The following is a 17981-nucleotide window of genomic DNA, read 5'->3' on the forward strand; positions in this document are numbered from 1 at the left end:
GACGTCCAAGCCCAAGCCCAGGCCGCTGATCGCCCGGCCGCTGATGGGATCCTGGGGCCATGGAGTACTTCTGCTACCACCGTGACCGGCCCGGCTCCGCGCGCCTGCGCCGCGAACTCATCGAGGCGCACTGGTCGTACATGGACCGGTACGAGAAGGAACTCATCGCCCGCGGCCCGACCTTCGCCGCCGGCGGCGACGTGCCCACCGGCAGCGTGCACATCGTCGACCTGCCGGACCCCGCTGCCGCCCGCGCTTTCGCTTTCGACGAGCCCAACTACCAGGCCGGGGCCTACCGCGACGTCCTGCTGCGGCGGTGGCGCAACACACTGGGCCGCACGATGTGGGAGTTCCCCGGTGGCCGCGAGGGCGGCGACCGCTATCTGGTGATCGGGCTGGGCGCGGGGGAGCCCGTCGACCTGGACCCGCCGGCCGACCGGGGCGCCGTGATCGCGTACGGCCCGCTGCTCTCCGACGACGGCTCCGCCTGGCTCGGCACCGCGGCGCTGCTCCGCGCCCCGGACGCGGACACGGCCCGCGCCGTGCTCACCGCCGGCCGGTACGCGGACATCGAGGTCCATGAGTGGGAGTTCGGCGGCCGGCGCTGACCGGGCCGGGCCGAGTACACGGCGGCGCGGCGGTCCGGGCGCCGCGCCGGGTCACTTCTCGCAGGTGACCTTGTCCCGCGGCGTGTAGTGGGTGCGGTAGGTCTCCCGCTTCACCTCGGCGCCGTCGTTCTCGAAGACCCGGTCGACCTCGATGTCGAAGCCCTCCAGCGGCTCCTGGACCTCGCAGGTCTTGCTCGTGTCGGTGCGCTCCTTCGGCGGCGTGACGTTCGTCCGGGGACCGGCGACGGCCTTCACCGCGTCGTACTTCTTCGTGCCGAGGAAGCTGACCGTCACCGACGAGTCCGTCGAGCTCGCCTTGATGTAGATCGGCGCGCCGGAGTCGTTGAGGAACCTCAGGTCGAGGCTGCCCCAGGCCACCGTGGCCTCGCGACCGGCCGGGTACCGCTCGATGTAGAACGAGTGGGCACCGTGCTCCAGCGGCTTGACGCCGGCGAAGAAGAGGGCGTTGTAGACGGTGGTGGCGACCGCAGAGACGCCGCCGCCCGGGGCCTTGCGGTACTGGCCGTCCATGATCATCGTGCCGTCCACGAAGCCGTTGGCCTCGGTCCGCTCGCCGACGGTGCGGTTGAAGCTCCACACCTCGCCGGGCTGCACCACGGACCCGTTGATCAGCTCCACGGCGCGGCCGATGTTGGTCGTGCGGTACGGGGCGGTCGGGAAGTTCACCGTGAACGTCGACATCTGCTCGGTGATCCCGAGCCCGGCGAGCGCGTCGGCGGACAGCTTCGGCCGGGTCTCCTTGGCGGCAACCGGGCCGGTACGGGCCTCGGTGCCCGTCTTCGTCAGCAGCGGCTCGACGGCGCGGCCCAGGGCGTCGGGGGACACCTCGCGGCCGGGGCGGCCGTCCTGCTCGACGACGACCTTCCCGTCGCGGACGCCGAGGCGGGCCTCGACGGGCGCGCCGGTCAGCCGGTCGAGCGGCCGGGACACGGCGGGGTCGTGGATCAGCGTGCGGGCGTCCAGGGCCGGGGTGAGGCGGCCGGCGTCGGACTTCACGGTCAGATGGTCGCCGAGGGTGGCCGCGGAGATGAGGAGCCGGTTGTCGCCGGAGGTGAGAGTGACCGGGCCGGACATGGCGGGCGTCGCGTACTCGTTCACGAACCGGGCGACCTCGGCGGCCGGCACCTTGGGCTGCGTCACGGAGACGGGAAGGGCGACGGCCGCGGAGCCCCCGGCGGAGGGGTAGGCGGTGCGCAGCGCGGCCGTGGCCTTGCCGGCGTCCAGCTTCTGGCCCTCCCGGGGCTGCGTCACGACGGCCTTGCCGTTCTTGAAGGCGACGGCGGCCTCGGTGACGGTCCGGTCGTGCTGTCTCGCCACCGTGGCGACCGCCGCGCTCAGCTTCGCGTCGTCGTGGGCGACGACCGGCTCGATGTCCCTGGAGCCGGACGAGAACAACCGCGCGATCACGGTGAAGGGGTCGCGGGAGGGGTCGGCCGCCCGGTCCGCCGTGGCCTCGACGTCGACGGTCATCCCGGCGGCGCCGGGGTCGACGGTGGCCGTGTCGTCACCGATCGTGACCGCTATCGGCTGCTTCCAGGCAGCGGGCCCCGCGGAGGCCAGCCGTGCGGCGGCCTCGGCGCGGCTCAGCCCGCCGATGTCCACCCCGTCGACCCGGGTCCCCGCGGAGATGTCGTCGCCCGTGGCGAGCAGCCCCGCGACGTACAGCCCGCCTGCGACGGCCGCGACGACGCCCGCCGCGATCGCCGCCGTACGTATGTGGCCGCGGCGCCCGTCGGGACCCGCGGCGGCATGATCGGTCGTGGAACGGCGGCGCACGCACCCTCCCGGGGCGAAGAGACGTCAGGGGTACGTCTGCGACGGTAGGCCGAACGGGTGTGAAAGATCCAGATCATCCGTTTTATTCATCCAGTGATACTCCTCTCATTACATTCAATAACGGGCAAAAGGTGCAGGTCAGGCAATGTGGGGTCGGTATGCTCGCGGAGTCTTGTGGGGCTGGTCTGGACCATGGCGCGCTTCGTTGCCGTCAACCACAAGGACCGAGCGTCGGCCGGTGACAACGATGTCCGCACTTCCCTCTCGACGATCACGCCTCTTGTTGGCCCTCGGAGCCGGGCTTGCCGCAGTGGCGACGACGGTCGCCCCGGCCGGGCAGCCGGCCGAGGCCGCCCCGGCGCCCGCAGCGCCGGCCCCCGCAGTGCCGGCCCCCGCAGCGTCGGCCGGTGACGTCGGTATCCAGGCCACCACGTTCAGGGACGAGTTCGACGCCCCGGCGGGCGCGCCGCTCGACGGCTCCAAGTGGAACCTGGAGACCGGCGACAACGTGAACAACCACGAGCGGCAGTACTACACGAACTCGACCAGGAACGCCGTGCACGACGGCCAGGGCAACCTCGTGATCACCGCGCGGCGCGAGAACCCCGGCAACTACACCTGCTGGTACGGCCGTTGCGAGTAAACCTCGGCCCGGCTCAACACGTCCGGCAAGTTCACGCAGACCTACGGCGCCTTCGAGACCCGACTGAAGATGTCGCGCGGCCAGGGCATGTGGCCGGCGTTCTGGCTCCTCGGCAGCAACATCGGCGACGTCGGCTGGCCGCAGAGCGGCGAGATCGACGTCATGGAGAACGTCGGCTTCGAGCCGAGCACCGTGCACGGCACCCTCCACGGCCCCGGGTACTCGGGCTCGGGCGGCATCGGCGCCGGCCACTCGATCGGCTCGCCGTTCGCGGACGCGTTCCACACGTTCCGTCTCGACTGGTCGCCGAACAAGATCGTCTGGAAGGTCGACGGAGTCACGTACCAGACGAGGACGCCCGCCGACCTCGGCGGCCGCCAGTGGGTGTTCGACCGCCCGTTCTTCCTCGTCCTGAACCTCGCGGTCGGCGGCTACGGGCCCGGCTGCCCCGACGGCAGCACGCCGATGCCGAACGCCCTGACCGTCGACTACGTGCGGGTCACCGACGACCGGCCGGCCCCGCCGTCCGACGGCGGCCGGATCACCGGCCTCGGCGGCAAGTGCGTCGACGTGGCCGGCGCGAACCCGGCGAACGGCACCCCGGTCCAGCTGTACGACGACGATCCTGAACCGCACGACACCGCCCTCCAGCAGGGGCAATCCCCCTTGGGCGACGCCGTCACGGTCCTCCGCGAATCAGATCCGACGCATCCAGTACTGCAGGCCCGACACCGACCTCGGCATCCTCGACTGACCAGGTACTACCAGCAACGGAGGCATTGATCCGCGGCGCCGTGTCGAGTGGGTCGCCGACTAGCTCGCCGAAGCGGTCGAAGATGCCTTCCCCCAGGACCCGGATGCCGAGATCCTGCTGAGTTTCCCCGGACTCGCCATCCAGCTCGCCGCCCGCATCCTGGCCGAGATCGGCGCCGACCGCACCCGCTTCGCCGACGCCCGCGGGCACAAGGCCTACGCCGGTTCCTCGCCCATCACCCGCGCCTCCGGCGAGAAGTCCTCCATCACCAGACGGTGGTTGAAGAACGACCGGCTCACGAGTCAGCCGCCTTCCCGGCGGGCATCGAGGACGCAGCGCAGGCCGCATAGTCCCGGCAGTCGAAAAAGGCAGGAGGACCTACCGCCCCCCAGCCCCGTCTGCAGCATCAGGCGGGTCCGCGTTTCCTCGGTCCTGCGCGAAGCTCGACCACGTCCTCGGGTCGCCGTGCGGGACCGCGGTGGTCGTGCTCGATACGAAGCGTTGGCATCGCGGTCGGAGGACGCGGCTCGTCGGCGGGCGGGTGCACTGCGGGGAGCAGGACCGGCACGGGCAGGTCGAGGCGGTCGCCCCTACGCCCGCCGCAGCGCGCGGGCGCTCGGGATGGACGCGGGCGCGGTGTCGTCGCTGCTCGTCGTGCACGGCTCGCCGATCGCCGGCGGCCGTCTCGATGCCAGGGCGCCGTACTGGGCGGGCATGGTGCACCTATATGCACGACAGTCTCTGGCTGACGCCACTGGCGTGCGGGATCCTGCTCGTAGGGCCCCGTCGTCGGCGCCCAGCCAAGCTTCATGCAGGCAAGGGCTACGGCTACGGCCACCTGTGCAGATGGCTCCGCAAGAGGGGGCAACCGCCGCCGCATCGCCCGCAGAGGGCATCGAGTCGTCCACCCGGCTGGGCCGCTATCGCTGGGTCGTCGACAGGACAGGGTCCTGGTTGGCCGGCTGCCGCCGCTACCGACGCAAGGCCGAGCGCTTCCTGGCCCCGTCGGTATGGCCGCAGCCCTCATCAACTACCGTCGACTTGCTACGTAGATAGGACTATGATTTACGGCAGCATCGCGTGTCGGTCACCGGCTGGGTGAGACATGGAGGTGTCGGGACATGCCTTCGGAGGCATTCCTTGTCAGTCGAGTTGAACCACACGATCGTCCACGCCCGGGATAACCGGGAGTCCGCGGAATTCTTCGCGAACCTGCTCAACCTTGAGATCACCGCCGAGTGCGGTCCGTTCATCGCGGTCGCCCTGGGCAACGGCGTCACGCTGGACTTCGCCACTGTCCCCGCGGACAGCATCGCCCCCCAGCACTACGCCTTCTTGATCTCCGAGGAGGAGTTCGACGCGGCGTACGCGCAGATCAGACAGCGCGGCATCGAGCACTACGCCGACCCCCACCGGAAGCAGCCCGGCGCGATCAACCACAACGACGGTGGCCGCGGCGTGTACTTCATGGACCCGGCGGGCCACGCCATGGAACTCATCACCGTGCCGTACGGCGGCTGGACCTTGTAACCACATGCACCGAGGGCCGCACCCCTAGGGCGTGTCCGCAATGTCGATCGGTCGTTACTCCGTTCGTGGTACGACGTCATGAACTGACTGATCAGGCCTGGGAAGTGATCGGGCCGTTGCTGGCTCCGCCCCGGATGGGTCGTCCGGTGCGGGACCGGCGGCAGGTCCTCAACGGAATCCTGTGGAAGCTGTCCACGGGTGCGGCCTGGCGGGACCTGCCCGAGCGGTACGGGCCGTGGAAGACCGTCTACGAACGGTTCCGCCGCTGGTCAGCGGACGGAACCTGGGACCGGCTCCTGGCCCACGTCCAGCAGCACTCGGACGCGATCGGCGAGGTCGACTGGTCGATCGTCTGCGTCGACTCGACCATCGTGCGGGCCCATCAGCACGCCGCCGGGGCCCGAAAAGGGGGCCCTGGACCGGCGAAGCACTCGGCCGGTCCCGCGGCGGACTGAGCACAAAGATCCACCTTGCCTGCGACGGACAGGGCCGGCCGCTCGCCTTCACGATCACCGGCGGGAACGTCAACGACTGCACGCAGTTCGAACCGGTCATGGCCCGCATCCACATCAAGCGATACGGGCCCGGCCGGCCCCGCACCCGACCGCTACGGGTGGTCGGCGACAAGGGCTACTCATCCCGCAAGATCCGCTCCTACCTGCGCAGACGCGGTATCGCCTGCACCATCCCCGAACGCGTCGACCAGATCAACGGACGCCTCCGGCGAGGCGAGAGCCTGTGCCGTCTCGACCGCGAGGTCTACCGGCGCCGCAACGTCGTCGAACGCTGTTTCAACCGGCTCAAGCAGAACAAGGCCCTCGCCACCCGCTACGACAAACGAGCCCGCCACTACAAAGCCCTGGTCACCCTCGCCTGCCTGCGACTATGGCTCCCTAGCTGACATTGCGGACAGGCCCTAGTACGCCGACACGCCCGTCATCCATCCACACGGCGCTTCGACCTGACGCAAGGCGATCGAGTACCTCAGCCCACTGCTCCAGGTCATCCTCGAGCAGGTAGACCTCCTTGAGGTGACCGTTCGCGAACTCACTGGAGGCCACGATCTCGGTTTCCAGGCATCCCTCCGGAACCCCGTCGGTCGTCCTGTTCAGCACACGAACCGTCACACTGTTCTCGTCATCAGCAAAGCGGATGAGTTCCGCCACCTGGCCCTCGGCCACCCTTACCCCTCTGTCAAAGCAACATCGCCCTCAGCATGCCCCAGTGTCGGCGTACTTGAGAATGTGCCCAGTGAGTACGGATGAACGGGGTCTGTCGCAGATCTTGTGACGACGGCTGGGCCAGCCGCTACTGCTTCACTTCGGCGTGGGCGCAAGCACCGGCTTCGCGGAGTTCGTCCACCAGGGCGGTGGCGACTTCTTCGGGCACGTTCTCGAGAACGGCAGCGGGCAGCTGGTTGACGAGCGACTTGCAGTGCCACAGGCTCAGTCCCGTGCGCCTGTGCAGCAGTTTCACAACCTCAATCGCCTCGGGGCCGGGGTCTGTGAGAACCGCGTCGTGCGGTTGGTCGTCGCAGATCAGCAAGAACGAATCGCTCACCGTGTCCGATTCCTCTATGAGTCCGCCGTTGGGCTGCAGCATATGACGGGGCAGGGCACGTCAGGTTCTGACGAGGATGCGGGTGCGGAGGAGATCGAGTACGGCTCGGCCGTTTTCAGCTCGTTTCAGGAGTTTTGACTGGGACGCGCTGCGAAGTGCTCCAGCGCGCTGGGGCCCTCCTGGTCGCTCTCCAACAGTTCTTCAGGGACGCTCTCGTAGCCGAGTTCGACCAGGGCCCGCTCCACAGTGGCGAGGTCAGCGGGATCCAACGCGCCCTCCTCGCGGGCTTCGTCCGTGCCGAGGAAGGCCCCCGGATTGTCGGCGCATACCTAGGGCCTGTCCGCAATGTCAGCTAGGGAGCCATAGTCGCAGGCAGGCGAGGGTGACCAGGGCTTTGTAGTGGCGGGCTCGTTTGTCGTAGCGGGTGGCGAGGGCCTTGTTCTGCTTGAGCCGGTTGAAACAGCGTTCGACGACGTTGCGGCGCCGGTAGACCTCGCGGTCGAGACGGCACAGGCTCTCGCCTCGCCGGAGGCGTCCGTTGATCTGGTCGACGCGTTCGGGGATGGTGCAGGCGATACCGCGTCTGCGCAGGTAGGAGCGGATCTTGCGGGATGAGTAGCCCTTGTCGCCGACCACCCGTAGCGGTCGGGTGCGGGGCCGGCCGGGCCCGTATCGCTTGATGTGGATGCGGGCCATGACCGGTTCGAACTGCGTGCAGTCGTTGACGTTCCCGCCGGTGATCGTGAAGGCGAGCGGCCGGCCCTGTCCGTCGCAGGCAAGGTGGATCTTTGTGCTCAGTCCGCCGCGGGACCGGCCGAGTGCTTCGCCGGTCCAGGGCCCCCTTTTCGGGCCCCGGCGGCGTGCTGATGGGCCCGCACGATGGTCGAGTCGACGCAGACGATCGACCAGTCGACCTCGCCGATCGCGTCCGAGTGCTGCTGGACGTGGGCCAGGAGCCGGTCCCAGGTTCCGTCCGCTGACCAGCGGCGGAACCGTTCGTAGACGGTCTTCCACGGCCCGTACCGCTCGGGCAGGTCCCGCCAGGCCGCACCCGTGGACAGCTTCCACAGGATTCCGTTGAGGACCTGCCGCCGGTCCCGCACCGGACGACCCATCCGGGGCGGAGCCAGCAACGGCCCGATCACTTCCCAGGCCTGATCAGTCAGTTCATGACGTCGCACCACGAACGGAGTAACGACCGATCGACATTGCGGACACGCCCTAGGCGAGGGAGCCGAACTTGCTCACGCAGACCACGATCCGTGTTCCGCAGATCGTCGCGTCCGCGGACACGTGGATGCGCCCGTACTCACTGGAGTCCTGGGGTGTCGCGCTCGGACTCGCACGGGGCGCCGAAGTCCGCTTCGAGCCGGCGGACCAGCCCAGCGAATGCGAGGCCGGTCGCGGCGCGGTCGTAGTGCAGCGGTTGTTCCAGCCGCTCGGGGTCGTCGAGTTCGCGCAGGAGAGTCAGCAGTTCCGTCTCGCTCATTGCCATCCGCCCATCCTGCCGCCCGACGAGGCGGGGCGACTGGGTCTTCAGAGGACGGGTATTTGCGAACCATGCGGCGGTTGAGTCTGGTCTCCTTACGGCCTGGGGAGCATTAGGAATCTGGGCAGGCTCGGCTGAGGAATCCGCCTGGGATTGATCAGCGGGACGTCGGGCGGGCGTCTGCGGCGAGGACGAGTTCTTTGCTCGTCTTGCGGCGGGTGGCCCGGCGGGCTGACCGGTCGGAGACTAGGCCGGCTATGGCGGCTTGGGTATCGGCGAAGTCTTCGCGGCGGCCGGTGTAGCGCTGCAGAGGCTGCCACTCTTGTACTCGGCGTTGGCGTGCTCCACGCAGATCCGATTGGAGGACTGTGCTCGGCGTTCGTGCCGCCAGGCGTACTGTTCGCCGACGGTCGCGTCCTTCTTCGGCTTGCGGGGTGGGGCGGTGACCTGGTGTGGGAACGGGTTGGCCAGGCTCCTGTAACCCTCGTCGACATGAACCTTGACGCCGGGGCGGCAGCGCAGCGGCTCGGCGATGCCCTCGGTGCGCACCGCGGTCTGGTCGTGCATCCGTCCTGGCCGCGCGACCCCGGAGAACAGGGTGCGGCCCTGGCCGTCGCTGAACTTGGTGGTCTTGATGGTGTTCTGCTTGCGCTTGCCGGACACGAACGCATTGCGGCCCGGACGCCCGGCCTTCGGGAGTCTCACCTGCACGTCGGTGCCGTCGATACGCAGCTCGACGTCCTCGGCCTCGGCGTAGGCGAACACGTTCTCGATGGTGCGAAGCCGGATGCCGGGCTGGTCGGGCACGGCGAACCCGCGCGCCGCCACCAGCGGCCGGACCTGCCGGATCGCGGCGGACACCATGGAGCGGTCCACTCCTCACAGCACAGCCAGGGCCAAGTGCGGAAGATTGTGTCGCAGGTGCGCGAGCGTGACCAGCACCCGGTCGACGAACATCAGACGATGCTTCGGGCCGGCACCGGCCTCGCGGTGGTGGTCGCCACCACGCCGCTCTCGCAGTGCAGACTCCCGCTCCGCCACCCACGCCGGGGCGAGCACAACGACGAGTTCGGCAAGATGCTGTCGGGATACACCCGATAGGGCTTGATGAGACAAGGCCGCGCGGCTGATGACTTCACATCCACGGGCGCCGCGCCTTGCACCGCCTACGCCTGCCGCAGCTCCCACTGCTCCTTCGTGATCTCGTACCGCACACCCCCATGCTCGGAACCGTCGACCGCCATCATGTCGTCCGGGGTGGGGATGCTCTCCGCGAGTGTCATCCCGAGCTTCTCCATGACGTTGCGCGAAGGGCGGTTCACGGTCATCGTCTCGGCCCAGACCATGCGGACGCCGAGCTCGGCGAACCCCTTCGCCAGCAGCGCCTGCGAGACCTCGGTGGCGTAGCCCCGGCCCCAGGCCGCCTGGCGCAGGCGGTAGCCGAGTTCGGCCTCCTCACGCGGGCCGCTGCGCAGCGGACGCAGGCAGAACCAGCCGACGAACGCGCCGCCGTCCTTCTCGTGCGCGGCGAACAGGCCGAGGTCGTGATCCCAGCGCTCGTAGCCGGCGAGGATGCTGGGGATGGCGAGGTCGCGGACCTCCTCCGGCGGGGTCGGAGCGCCGCCGGTCAGGTAGCGCATCACCGCCGGGTCGCTGTCCAGCTCGATCAGCAGGTCCGCGTCGGCAGCGGCGAAGGGGCGGAGGGTCAGGCGCTCGGACTCGAGGTAGGTGGTCACGTGAGGATCATGGCCGAGACGGGTCGGACGATCCAGGGAGTTTTCGGGCCGCGGCTGTCACCGGGTGGGGTGCTGGAAGAGCAGCAACATGGCACGGCGGCCCTAACATCACGGCCGAGGGCCCGCCTGTATCGCTCCCCAAGTCGTAACCCCGCAGCTGGCCCTGCCATCCGTTCCTCGGCGGACAGCAGGGCAGGTCGACACCCCCTGAGATCCTTGTGTGCCGGGCAGCCATGACCTGCCCGGCACACGCATGCGTCCAGTCCAGGGAGCGACCAGGGCCCGGTAGCGGGCGCGGGCAGGGCCGGCGGGACGCCGAGAATGCCGTGAAGAGTGAGCTCCCGTAGCCGGATCACGACGATGGTCCCGCACGTGGGGGGAGGGGAGACCCGCCGTGGAGGACATACTGGAGCGAATCGCACAATCGCCGACCCGTGCAGCGGACGCACCGCGCCCCTGGTCCAGAGCACTGCGCGATGTCAGGCCGTGGGCTTGACCTTCTGCCAGACCAGCCAGCCCAGCGCCTCGTGACCGGCTGTGTTGGGGTGGAAGGAGTCCACGAAGGCGAGCGGCTTGATGCCGTTGACCCACTCGGGGTCCCCGCACACCTCGTGGCCCTTGAACGAGTTCGTGGGGTCGACGAACTCGAAGTCCTGATGTTCCGCCTCCCGCTTGAGCGTGGCGTTCAACGTTGCGGCGGCCCTGGTCATCTGCTGGTGGGTGGAACGGGGCATGATGCCGTCCGAGAGGCAGAGCGGGGTCGAGTCGGGGGAGACGATCCTCGGGTAGCCGACCACAACCACCTTGGCGTTCTTCGCCCTGAGCTTGATCTTGTCGTACAGCTTTCGCAGCTTTCCGGGCAGTTCGAGCCGGTACTGCATGTTGATCCGCGCGATGTTCATGTTACAGATGCCGATGTTGTCGGCCGCGCCCTTGACGCACTGCTCCAGGACCCTGGCGTATCCGAAGTCGTTCGCGCCGACCTGGACGGTGACGAGGTCGGTGGCCGCCGACAACGTGTCCAGCTGGTACTTCCTGACGTGAGCGACCGACGCACCACAGTAGGCCGTGAAGTCGAGGTCCGCCTTGAGAGCGGAAGCGATCCGGTTCGGGTAGGCGGCGGCATGGTTGGCGATCCGCCTCGTGCGGGCCTCGTCCGCCCAGCACCCGTCGACCGAGTCCGTGGTCCGACCGGCGCCGATCCCGCTGGCGACCGAGTCGCCCAGCGCGACGTACCTGAGCGGCGAGGGGTCCCCGGCGGCGGAGGCCGGCGAGGTGACACCCGCGACTAGGCCCGCGGCGAGCGCTGCTCCGGTGAGACGGATCACGGATGTGCGGTGAGTCGTCCGCATGACAGTTCCTCCAACGTCGTGGCGACTGAACGCCCTCAGCCTGCGGCCGGAGCTTGGAACGAAGGCTTGGATGTTTCTTGAATCCCCCGTCTCTCCTGCGAAGACTGGTGTGCTCGGGAGCGGGAGGGGGCGCCATGGGCGAGGTGGAGTGCCGCGTGCTCGGTGGCGTCGAAGTCCTCGTTCGGGGGCGTGCGGTCGACCTGGGGCACGCGCGGCAGCGGCATGTGCTCGCCGTGCTGCTCGTCGAGGTCAACCAGCCGCTGTCCGCGGGGAAGCTGATCGAGCGGGTGTGGGGTGAACGGGCGCCGCGCAGCGCCGTGAGCACGCTCTACAGCTATGTCTCCCGGCTGCGTGGGTCGCTGTCCACGGCCGGAGCCGGGTTACGGCTGGCGCGTCACTCCGGCGGGTACGAGGCGCAGGCGCGCGCGGACGTCATCGACCTGCACCGGTTCCGCTCTCTGGTTGCCCGGGCCCGAGGGGCTCGGGACCAGGAGGCGGGCGAACTCCTGCGGCAGGCGCTCGTGTTGTTTCCCGAGGGGGATGCGTTCCCAGTGCCGGACACGCCCTGGTTCACGCACCTAGGGGAGGTGCTGGCCACTCAACGGCAGGCGGTGGAACTGGATTTGGGCGATGTGCTGCTGCGCCAGGGCAGGGAGGCGGAGCTGTTGCCGAGGCTGCTGCCGGCCGTAGCCGCGCAGCCCTACGACGAACGGCTCGCCGGACAGCTGATGCTGGCGCTGCACCGGCAGGGGCGCACGGTACAGGCCCTGGAGCACTACCAGAGTCTCCGGCGCAGTCTCGACGAAGAGCTCGGACTCACTCCTGGCGCAGCCGTCCAGCATCTCCACCAGCAACTGCTCGGGGCCGGCGGCCAAGCGGTTCGTCCGCCCGAGGCGGGCGTCCGACCGGAAGGCGTTGTCCGGCCGGAGGCCCCCGTTCCGCCCGTCCCGCACGTGGTCCCGGTCCCCCCGGCGACGACCGACGCCCACGTGGCCTCCGGCCCCCGCGCTGCCGAGCCGGTCGCCGTCCCACGCCAACTGCCCCTCGCGCCCGCAGGCTTCATAGGCCGCCGCCTGGAACGGGAGCAGCTCGCGAAGGCGTTCGGCCGGATCGTCGTCGTGTCCGGTCCCGGGGGCGTCGGCAAGAGCTGGCTGGCGGCCTGTTGGGCGTACGAGGAGGCGGGCCGGTTCCCAGACGGACAGCTCTACGCCGACCTGCGCGGCTACGACGCGGGTGCCGAGCCGCTGCCTCCGTCCGACGTGCTGCGGGGCTTCCTCGAAGCGCTCGGCGTGCGGGCCGACGCCGTGCCGGAGGACCAGACGGCGCGGGAGGGTCTGTACCGGAGCCTGCTCGCGGACCGGCGCGCCCTGGTCGTCCTCGACGACGCGTACGACGCCGGTCAGGTGCTGCCGCTTCTGCCCGGCACCCCGACCTGCACGGTCCTGATCACCAGCCGGAACCGGCTCTCCTCCCTGGTCGTCGGACACGGCGCGATCAGCGTCTCGCCTGCCGTCTTCGACGACCGTCACGCCGGGGAACTGCTCGCGGAGCGGCTTGGTGCCGAGCGGACCGGCGCCGAGCCGGAGGCCGTCGCATCGCTCGTGAAGTACTGCGCCGGGCTGCCACTGGCCCTGAGCCTGGTGGCCGCCCGCGCCGCCGCCCACCCCGGCTTCCCGCTCGCCGCGCTGGCCGGCGAGCTTGCGGACGCGACGGGTCGGCTCGACGCTCTGGACACGGGCGACCCAGCGGTGAGTCTGAACCTGAGGGCGGTGCTTGCGATGTCGCGACGGGCGCTGAGCGCCCCGGCCCGCCGCCTGTTCGACCTCCTCGGGCTGGTTCCAGGTCCGGACGCGGGAGTCGCGGCGGTCGCAAGCCTTGCCGGCGTCCCGCGCGGCCGGGCACGGCTGCTGCTCGCCGAGCTGGAGTCCGCGCACCTCGTCCATCAGCACGTGCCGGGACGGTATCTGCTGCACGACCTGGTCCGGCTGTACGCACGAGAGTGCGTCGCGTCGGACGAGGCGGGGGAGCGCGCCGACGCGACGGCCAGGTTCGTCGACTTCCACTTGCACACCGCGTACGCGGCGATCGAGCTCCTCGATGGCGCTCACACCCCGTTCAAACCGGAGCGGGCCGACCCCCCGGCGCCCGGATGCGCGCCGTGGACACCCCCGGACTTCACCGCCGCGCACTCCTGGTTCGCCGAGGAGCACGCCTGCCTAGTCGCGACGCAGGAGCTCGCGCTGTCGGCAGGGCTGCACGTCCAGGCCGTCCATCTGGCGTGGACCCTCATTTCGTACCAGCTGGGAGCCCACCGCCTGCCGGAGTACGCCCGGGTCTGGCAGACAGCCCTGACCGCAGCCGAGCGGCAGCCCGCCTCCGTGCCGCGCATCCTCGCCCATTGGAGGCTGGGCCACTTCCACGCGCTGAGTGGCCGCCACTCGGAGGGCCTGGACCATTTACACCGGGCGCTCGTCCTGGCGGAGGACGCGGGGGACACGGCGGGCCGGGCGCACATCCACCGGACGCTCGCCCGGATCTGGGAACTGCACCGCGACGACCGCCGGGCCCTCGACCACGCCACGGAGGCCTTGCGGCTGTACGAGGAACTGGCGAACCCGTTCTGGCTGGCCAACCAGCTCAACGCGGTCGGCTGGCTGCACGCCCGGCTAGGGGAGTACGCACAGGGGCGCGCGTACTGCGAGCAGGCGTACACCCTGCACGTCAAGCACGGCAGGCCCGGCGACGAGGCGTCGACCCTTGACAGCCTCGGCTACATCTCCCACCAGACCGGCGACCACGCTGCCGCGCTGGGCCACTACAGGGAGGCGCTCGCCCAGTTCCAGGCGACCGGCGACGGCGCCAACGAGGCCGACACTCTCGCCCACATCGCCGAGACGCTCACCGCCCTCGACCGTCCCAACGAGGCCCGCGTGGCCTGGTCCCAAGCCCTCGACCTGTACCGATCCCAGGATAGGGCGGCTGACAGCGACCGCGCAGAGGCGGCGCTCGCCGCCCTCCCACTGGAGTAGTCCACCGCTCGTCCGCACGTACCCGAGGGGCCGGAAGCCCTCCGGCCGACGGTTGACTTATGAGCCCACCTCCTGGCTGCCAGGCCACCCGTGATCTAGAACCGCCCGCCGGGGCGCAGGACGGCATCCAGTTCGGATACGCAGGCTCTCCCGCTGGTGCTCTCGGTTTCGCCGCGGACGCGCGTCGTGCCAATTGCTTCAAGGGCAAGGACGGCCTGGCTCGGTGGGGTGATGACTCGAGCCGTGGTCAGCGCCTCGCGGTGAAGCGGATCTCCGAAGGCCTACCTTGCTGCATCCTGGCTGGCGGGCTGCCGACGCCTCCACTGCCGCTACGAACGCAAAGCCGAATACTTCCTCGCTTTTGTCGGCATGGCCGCAGCCCCCATCGGCTTCCGCCGACTGATCCGGTGAGCCAGGCGGCCGGGAGCAACAGTCGGCCAACGCCGGTGGTGTCAGTGACAGCTCGTGGGGTGCGCTGGTATTCGATGAGGAGGTTCCATGGGCTTTTCCGGTCATCTGGTCTTTGCGCGCAGCGAGCGCCCACTGCTGGAAGCACCCCTGGTCGGCAGCACCAATCAAGGACCGAGGAACGACGTGCATGAGTGGCAGCCGCGACCGGGCGGCTGGCAGACCCTGCAGTTGGAGCAAGGCATCTGGGAGGACGAGTACCTGTCCACCTTGGTCGAATGGACCGGTGCGCCGGCCTGTGTCGCCGACGTCTCCGACAGCAGCGTCGCCCTCGTGACCGGCCTGGACACCAACGGGCGCTGCTGGCAGGCATGGCTCAACCTGGACAACGCCGCTGCCCTCCTCGTCGAGGATCCCGAGGACGTGGACGACGTGAGCCTGTGGATGGCCACCCCGGAGTTCGACGAGGCCATCGGACATAAGCGAGCAGAGCTAGACGCGGAGGTGCCGGCCGACGCCGAAGGCGCTCTCGTGTGGGCTTCAGCCGCTGGTGTCCAGGCCGCGGCGCAGCAGTCTCGGATCGAGGGACTGCTGCGTGCACGGGAGGCGTTCGTGGAGGAGCTGTTCGACGCGCTGCTGGATGAACTGGGTTTCCCTGAAGCTGCCCACTCCGCACCGCAGCCATAAGAAACGACGTCCTAGAGGTCGTTTTCGCCTGTATTGCCCGCGTATCATCCGATTCTTGATGTGCTGGATGGTTGTGCAAGTGAGGCCGTGGAGACCGTCGATGTCTGCGCGGCATGTGAGGTTGCGGATGGGACGGAGAGCGACGTAATCCTGTCTCATCCCAGGACGCTGGGCCTTCGCGGTGGTGTGCTTCCGCTGCCGTTGCCGTGCGCCTGGGCGCATTCGGTTTGCGGCGGTACGCCGGAAGCATGCCGAAGCGACGCCCGTCTCCGAGTGATCTGTCCGATGCCCGCTGGGAGTTGATCGATCCGGTGCTTGCGGCCTGGCGTTTCGAGCGTCGCGGCCGGTCCCTGGACTTCGGCCGGCCGCCCGAGCACGACCTGCGCGACATCATGGACGCGATCTTGTACGTGGACCGGACCGGGGTCCAGTGGCGCTACCTGCCGCATGACTTCCCGCACTGGAACGCCGTCTACGGATACTTCGCCAAATGGGCCGACGAGGGTGTGTTCGCCCAGCTCAACGGCCTGCTCCGGCAGCTGTTGCGCGAGAGGGAAGGGCGGGAGGGCGAGCCGTCAGCGTGCGTTATCGACGCCCAGAGCGTGAAGACCTCCACCAGCGTCCCGGCTTCCTGTCAGGGCATCGACGCCGGGAAGAAGATCGTGGGACGCAAGCGGAGCATCGTGACCGACACGCTCGGACTCCTCCTCGCCGTGCTGGTCACCGGCGGCGAGCGTGCAGGGCTCCATCGCCGGCGCCCGACTCCTGGACTAGGTTGCCGCGGATCACCCAGGCATCCGGAAAGTGTGGATTGACGGCGGCTACCGCCAGCACCTCGTCGAGCACGCCGCCGTCCTCGGCATCGACATGGAGATCACCGCCCGCAAGCCCGGGAGCAGAGGTTTCCCCCCAATACCGAAGCGGTGGGGCGGTGGAGCGGACCTACGGCTGGCTCATGCTCCACCGCCGCCTGGCCCGCGACTACGAGACCCTGCCCACCCGCTCGGAAGTCATGGTTCACCTCGTGATGACCGGTCTCATGGTCCGCCGTCTCACCGACGAGAAGTCCGCAAGGCATCCCACATCGGGATGAAACATCGGACGAAAACGACCTCTTAGAGTCCCTAACACAATGAGGTGGATCGGTCCTGGTGGCCGTGTCCGGTCTGCAGGTTCGGCGTTGTCCGGGTCATGGGGGCTTCGCCTTGGATCGTGTCGGACGACCTGTGGGAGCGGATTGAGCCGCTCCTGCCGAAGCGGGAGAGACGGTTCAGGTACCCGGGCCGCAAGCCGGTCCCGGACCGGCAGGTGCTGTGCGGGATCCTGTTCGTGCTGCACACCGGCATCCAGTGGGAACACTTGCCCCAGGAGCTCGGCTTCGGGTCCGGCATGACGTGCTGGCGCCGACTGCGGGACTGGAACGAGGCCGGGGTCTGGCAGCAGCTGCATGAGGTACTGCTGGCCGAGTTGAACGCGGCGGCCCGGCTCGACTGGTCACGGGCGGTCGTCGACTCCAGCCACGTCAGAGCGTTAAAAGGGGGCTCCAGACCGGCCCTTCGCCAGTCGACCGGGGACGGGCCGGCTCCAAGCGCCACCTGATCACCGACGGACACGGCACCCCGCCCGCCGTCATCCTCACCGGCGGCAACCGCAACGACGTCACCCAGCTCATGCCCCTGCTCGACGCCATCCCACCCGTCCGTGGACGGCCCGGACGACCCCGCCGCAAGCCCCAGTCCGTCTTCGCTGACCGCGGCTACGACCACGACATCTACCGCGACCAGGTTCGGGCCCGCCAGATCATCCCTGCCATCGCCCGCCGCAGAACACCTCACGGCAGTGGGCTCGGAACCTACCGGTGGGTCGTCGAGCGGACCTTCGCATGGCTCCACGGCTTCAAACGCCTCCGCGTTCGTTGGGAACGGCGAGCCGACATCCACGAAGCCTTCCTCGCACTTGCCTGTTGCCTGATTACCCACCGACAAGTGCTGTCTCTGACGTGACCGGCACCCGCCTCACGCCCAATGCGGGTCCGGCAGACTGATCGCATGAACCGCGACACCCTGCGCTCCGTACTGGTCCGCGACGGCAGTGTCTCCGCGCTTGCAGCCCTCGCTGAGCTGGAGGCAGGCGCCGACTACGAAATCAATCTGAACTCGACAGCCTCCGCCACCCTGCTCTGGACCAACTGGTCAGCGCGGCAGGAATCCATGCGTGAGATGGGCATCGTCCCCTCCCGACCCGGACTGGCCGACGCCGTCGAAAGACTCCACGCCGCAGGAACGGCCCGGGTCCACATGGCAACCATCACCGGACCACAGAAGCGTTTCCTCCTCTTCCTCTCGGAAGACCTCACTGAGTGCGTCGCCTCCTGGTAGCACCACCTCA

15 protein-coding genes and 7 pseudogenes are annotated in these 17981 nt (G+C 69.2%); 12 read left to right on the top strand and 10 right to left on the bottom strand.

Going from position 1 to position 17981, the window contains the following annotated elements:
* The first annotated feature begins 59 nt into the window (after positions 1–59).
* Complete coding sequence (locus R2D22_RS35170) at positions 60–608, top strand: YciI family protein (RefSeq protein ID WP_318109330.1); 549 nt, start codon at positions 60–62, stop codon at positions 606–608.
* A gap of 51 nt (positions 609–659) precedes the next feature.
* Here the strand turns inward: R2D22_RS35170 and R2D22_RS35175 are convergent, their stop codons facing one another.
* Entirely contained in the window at positions 660–2405 is a 1746-nt protein-coding gene (locus R2D22_RS35175; RefSeq protein ID WP_318109331.1) for a VanW family protein, read from the bottom strand.
* A gap of 247 nt (positions 2406–2652) precedes the next feature.
* Here R2D22_RS35175 and R2D22_RS35180 point away from each other — a divergent pair.
* Both R2D22_RS35180 and R2D22_RS36180 read left to right on the top strand, forming a co-directional pair.
* Positions 2653–3666 (top strand): annotated as a pseudogene (locus R2D22_RS35180) (glycoside hydrolase family 16 protein); the annotation flags it as partial.
* Between the two features lie 199 nt (positions 3667–3865).
* A pseudogene (locus tag R2D22_RS36180) lies at positions 3866–4099 on the top strand (transposase); the annotation flags it as partial.
* Positions 4100–4392: 293 nt separating this feature from the next.
* Here the strand turns inward: R2D22_RS36180 and R2D22_RS35190 are convergent.
* On the bottom strand, positions 4393–4518 hold the full coding sequence (locus R2D22_RS35190) for a hypothetical protein (protein ID WP_318109332.1): 126 nt from the start codon (positions 4516–4518) through the stop codon (positions 4393–4395).
* Positions 4519–4942: 424 nt separating this feature from the next.
* On the opposite strand from R2D22_RS35190, the gene R2D22_RS35200 reads away from it, so the two are divergent.
* The gene (locus tag R2D22_RS35200; RefSeq protein WP_318109333.1) at positions 4943–5332 is read left to right on the top strand and encodes a VOC family protein; all 390 of its coding nucleotides are present in this window, start codon (positions 4943–4945) and stop codon (positions 5330–5332) included.
* A gap of 134 nt (positions 5333–5466) precedes the next feature.
* Positions 5467–6233, top strand: a pseudogene (locus R2D22_RS35205) (IS5 family transposase).
* Here the strand turns inward: R2D22_RS35205 and R2D22_RS35210 are convergent.
* The 6 genes and pseudogenes from R2D22_RS35210 to R2D22_RS35240 form a co-directional block, all read right to left on the bottom strand.
* Positions 6226–6513: a DUF5959 family protein gene (locus tag R2D22_RS35210; protein ID WP_318109336.1), complete on the bottom strand. Its 288-nt coding sequence runs from the start codon at positions 6511–6513 to the stop codon at positions 6226–6228. The pseudogene R2D22_RS35205 and the gene R2D22_RS35210 sit on opposite strands and share 8 nt — an antisense overlap.
* Before the next feature lie 127 nt (positions 6514–6640).
* Positions 6641–6892, bottom strand: a complete 252-nt coding sequence (locus tag R2D22_RS35215; protein ID WP_318109337.1) for a ribosomal protein L7/L12 — start codon at positions 6890–6892, stop codon at positions 6641–6643.
* Positions 6893–7017: 125 nt separating this feature from the next.
* A complete protein-coding gene (locus tag R2D22_RS35220) occupies positions 7018–7161 on the bottom strand; it encodes a hypothetical protein (RefSeq protein ID WP_318109338.1) in 144 nt (47 codons plus the stop codon).
* A gap of 79 nt (positions 7162–7240) precedes the next feature.
* Positions 7241–8073: pseudogene (locus tag R2D22_RS35225) on the bottom strand (IS5 family transposase).
* 128 nt (positions 8074–8201) lie between these two features.
* On the bottom strand, positions 8202–8381 hold the full coding sequence (locus tag R2D22_RS35235; protein WP_318109340.1) for a hypothetical protein: 180 nt from the start codon (positions 8379–8381) through the stop codon (positions 8202–8204).
* A 255-nt stretch (positions 8382–8636) separates the two neighbouring features.
* Positions 8637–9245 (bottom strand): transposase family protein, encoded by a 609-nt coding sequence (locus R2D22_RS35240; RefSeq protein ID WP_318109342.1) that lies wholly within the window; start codon positions 9243–9245, stop codon positions 8637–8639.
* Positions 9246–9281: 36 nt separating this feature from the next.
* On the opposite strand from R2D22_RS35240, the gene R2D22_RS35245 reads away from it, so the two are divergent.
* Positions 9282–9482 (top strand): hypothetical protein, encoded by a 201-nt coding sequence (locus tag R2D22_RS35245; protein ID WP_318109343.1) that lies wholly within the window; start codon positions 9282–9284, stop codon positions 9480–9482.
* Positions 9483–9547: 65 nt separating this feature from the next.
* On the opposite strand, the gene R2D22_RS35250 is transcribed toward R2D22_RS35245, so the two are convergent.
* Together R2D22_RS35250 and R2D22_RS35255 are read right to left on the bottom strand one after the other, a co-directional pair.
* Positions 9548–10117 carry a GNAT family N-acetyltransferase gene (locus R2D22_RS35250; RefSeq protein WP_318109344.1) on the bottom strand — a complete coding sequence of 190 codons (570 nt, stop codon included), beginning with the start codon at positions 10115–10117 and terminating at the stop codon, positions 9548–9550.
* A 479-nt stretch (positions 10118–10596) separates the two neighbouring features.
* Positions 10597–11469: an SGNH/GDSL hydrolase family protein gene (locus R2D22_RS35255; protein ID WP_318109345.1), complete on the bottom strand. Its 873-nt coding sequence runs from the start codon at positions 11467–11469 to the stop codon at positions 10597–10599.
* A 134-nt stretch (positions 11470–11603) separates the two neighbouring features.
* Between R2D22_RS35255 and R2D22_RS35260 the strand changes: the two genes are divergently transcribed.
* The 6 genes and pseudogenes from R2D22_RS35260 (at position 11604) to R2D22_RS35285 (ending at position 17971) form a co-directional block, all read left to right on the top strand.
* Complete coding sequence (locus tag R2D22_RS35260; RefSeq protein WP_318109346.1) at positions 11604–14498, top strand: AfsR/SARP family transcriptional regulator; 2895 nt, start codon at positions 11604–11606, stop codon at positions 14496–14498.
* Positions 14499–14792: 294 nt separating this feature from the next.
* Positions 14793–14909, top strand: a pseudogene (locus tag R2D22_RS35265) (IS5/IS1182 family transposase); the annotation flags it as partial.
* A gap of 87 nt (positions 14910–14996) precedes the next feature.
* On the top strand, positions 14997–15593 hold the full coding sequence (locus tag R2D22_RS35270) for a hypothetical protein (protein WP_318109347.1): 597 nt from the start codon (positions 14997–14999) through the stop codon (positions 15591–15593).
* A gap of 248 nt (positions 15594–15841) precedes the next feature.
* Positions 15842–16686, top strand: a pseudogene (locus R2D22_RS35275) (IS5 family transposase).
* A 98-nt stretch (positions 16687–16784) separates the two neighbouring features.
* Positions 16785–17509 (top strand): annotated as a pseudogene (locus tag R2D22_RS35280) (IS5 family transposase); the annotation flags it as partial.
* Between the two features lie 132 nt (positions 17510–17641).
* Positions 17642–17971: a hypothetical protein gene (locus R2D22_RS35285; protein WP_318109348.1), complete on the top strand. Its 330-nt coding sequence runs from the start codon at positions 17642–17644 to the stop codon at positions 17969–17971.
* Positions 17972–17981: the final 10 nt, after the last annotated feature.

Origin of the sequence: Streptomyces sp. HUAS YS2 (assembly GCF_033343995.1) — a bacterium.
Classification (GTDB): Bacteria; Actinomycetota; Actinomycetes; order Streptomycetales; family Streptomycetaceae; genus Streptomyces; species Streptomyces solicathayae.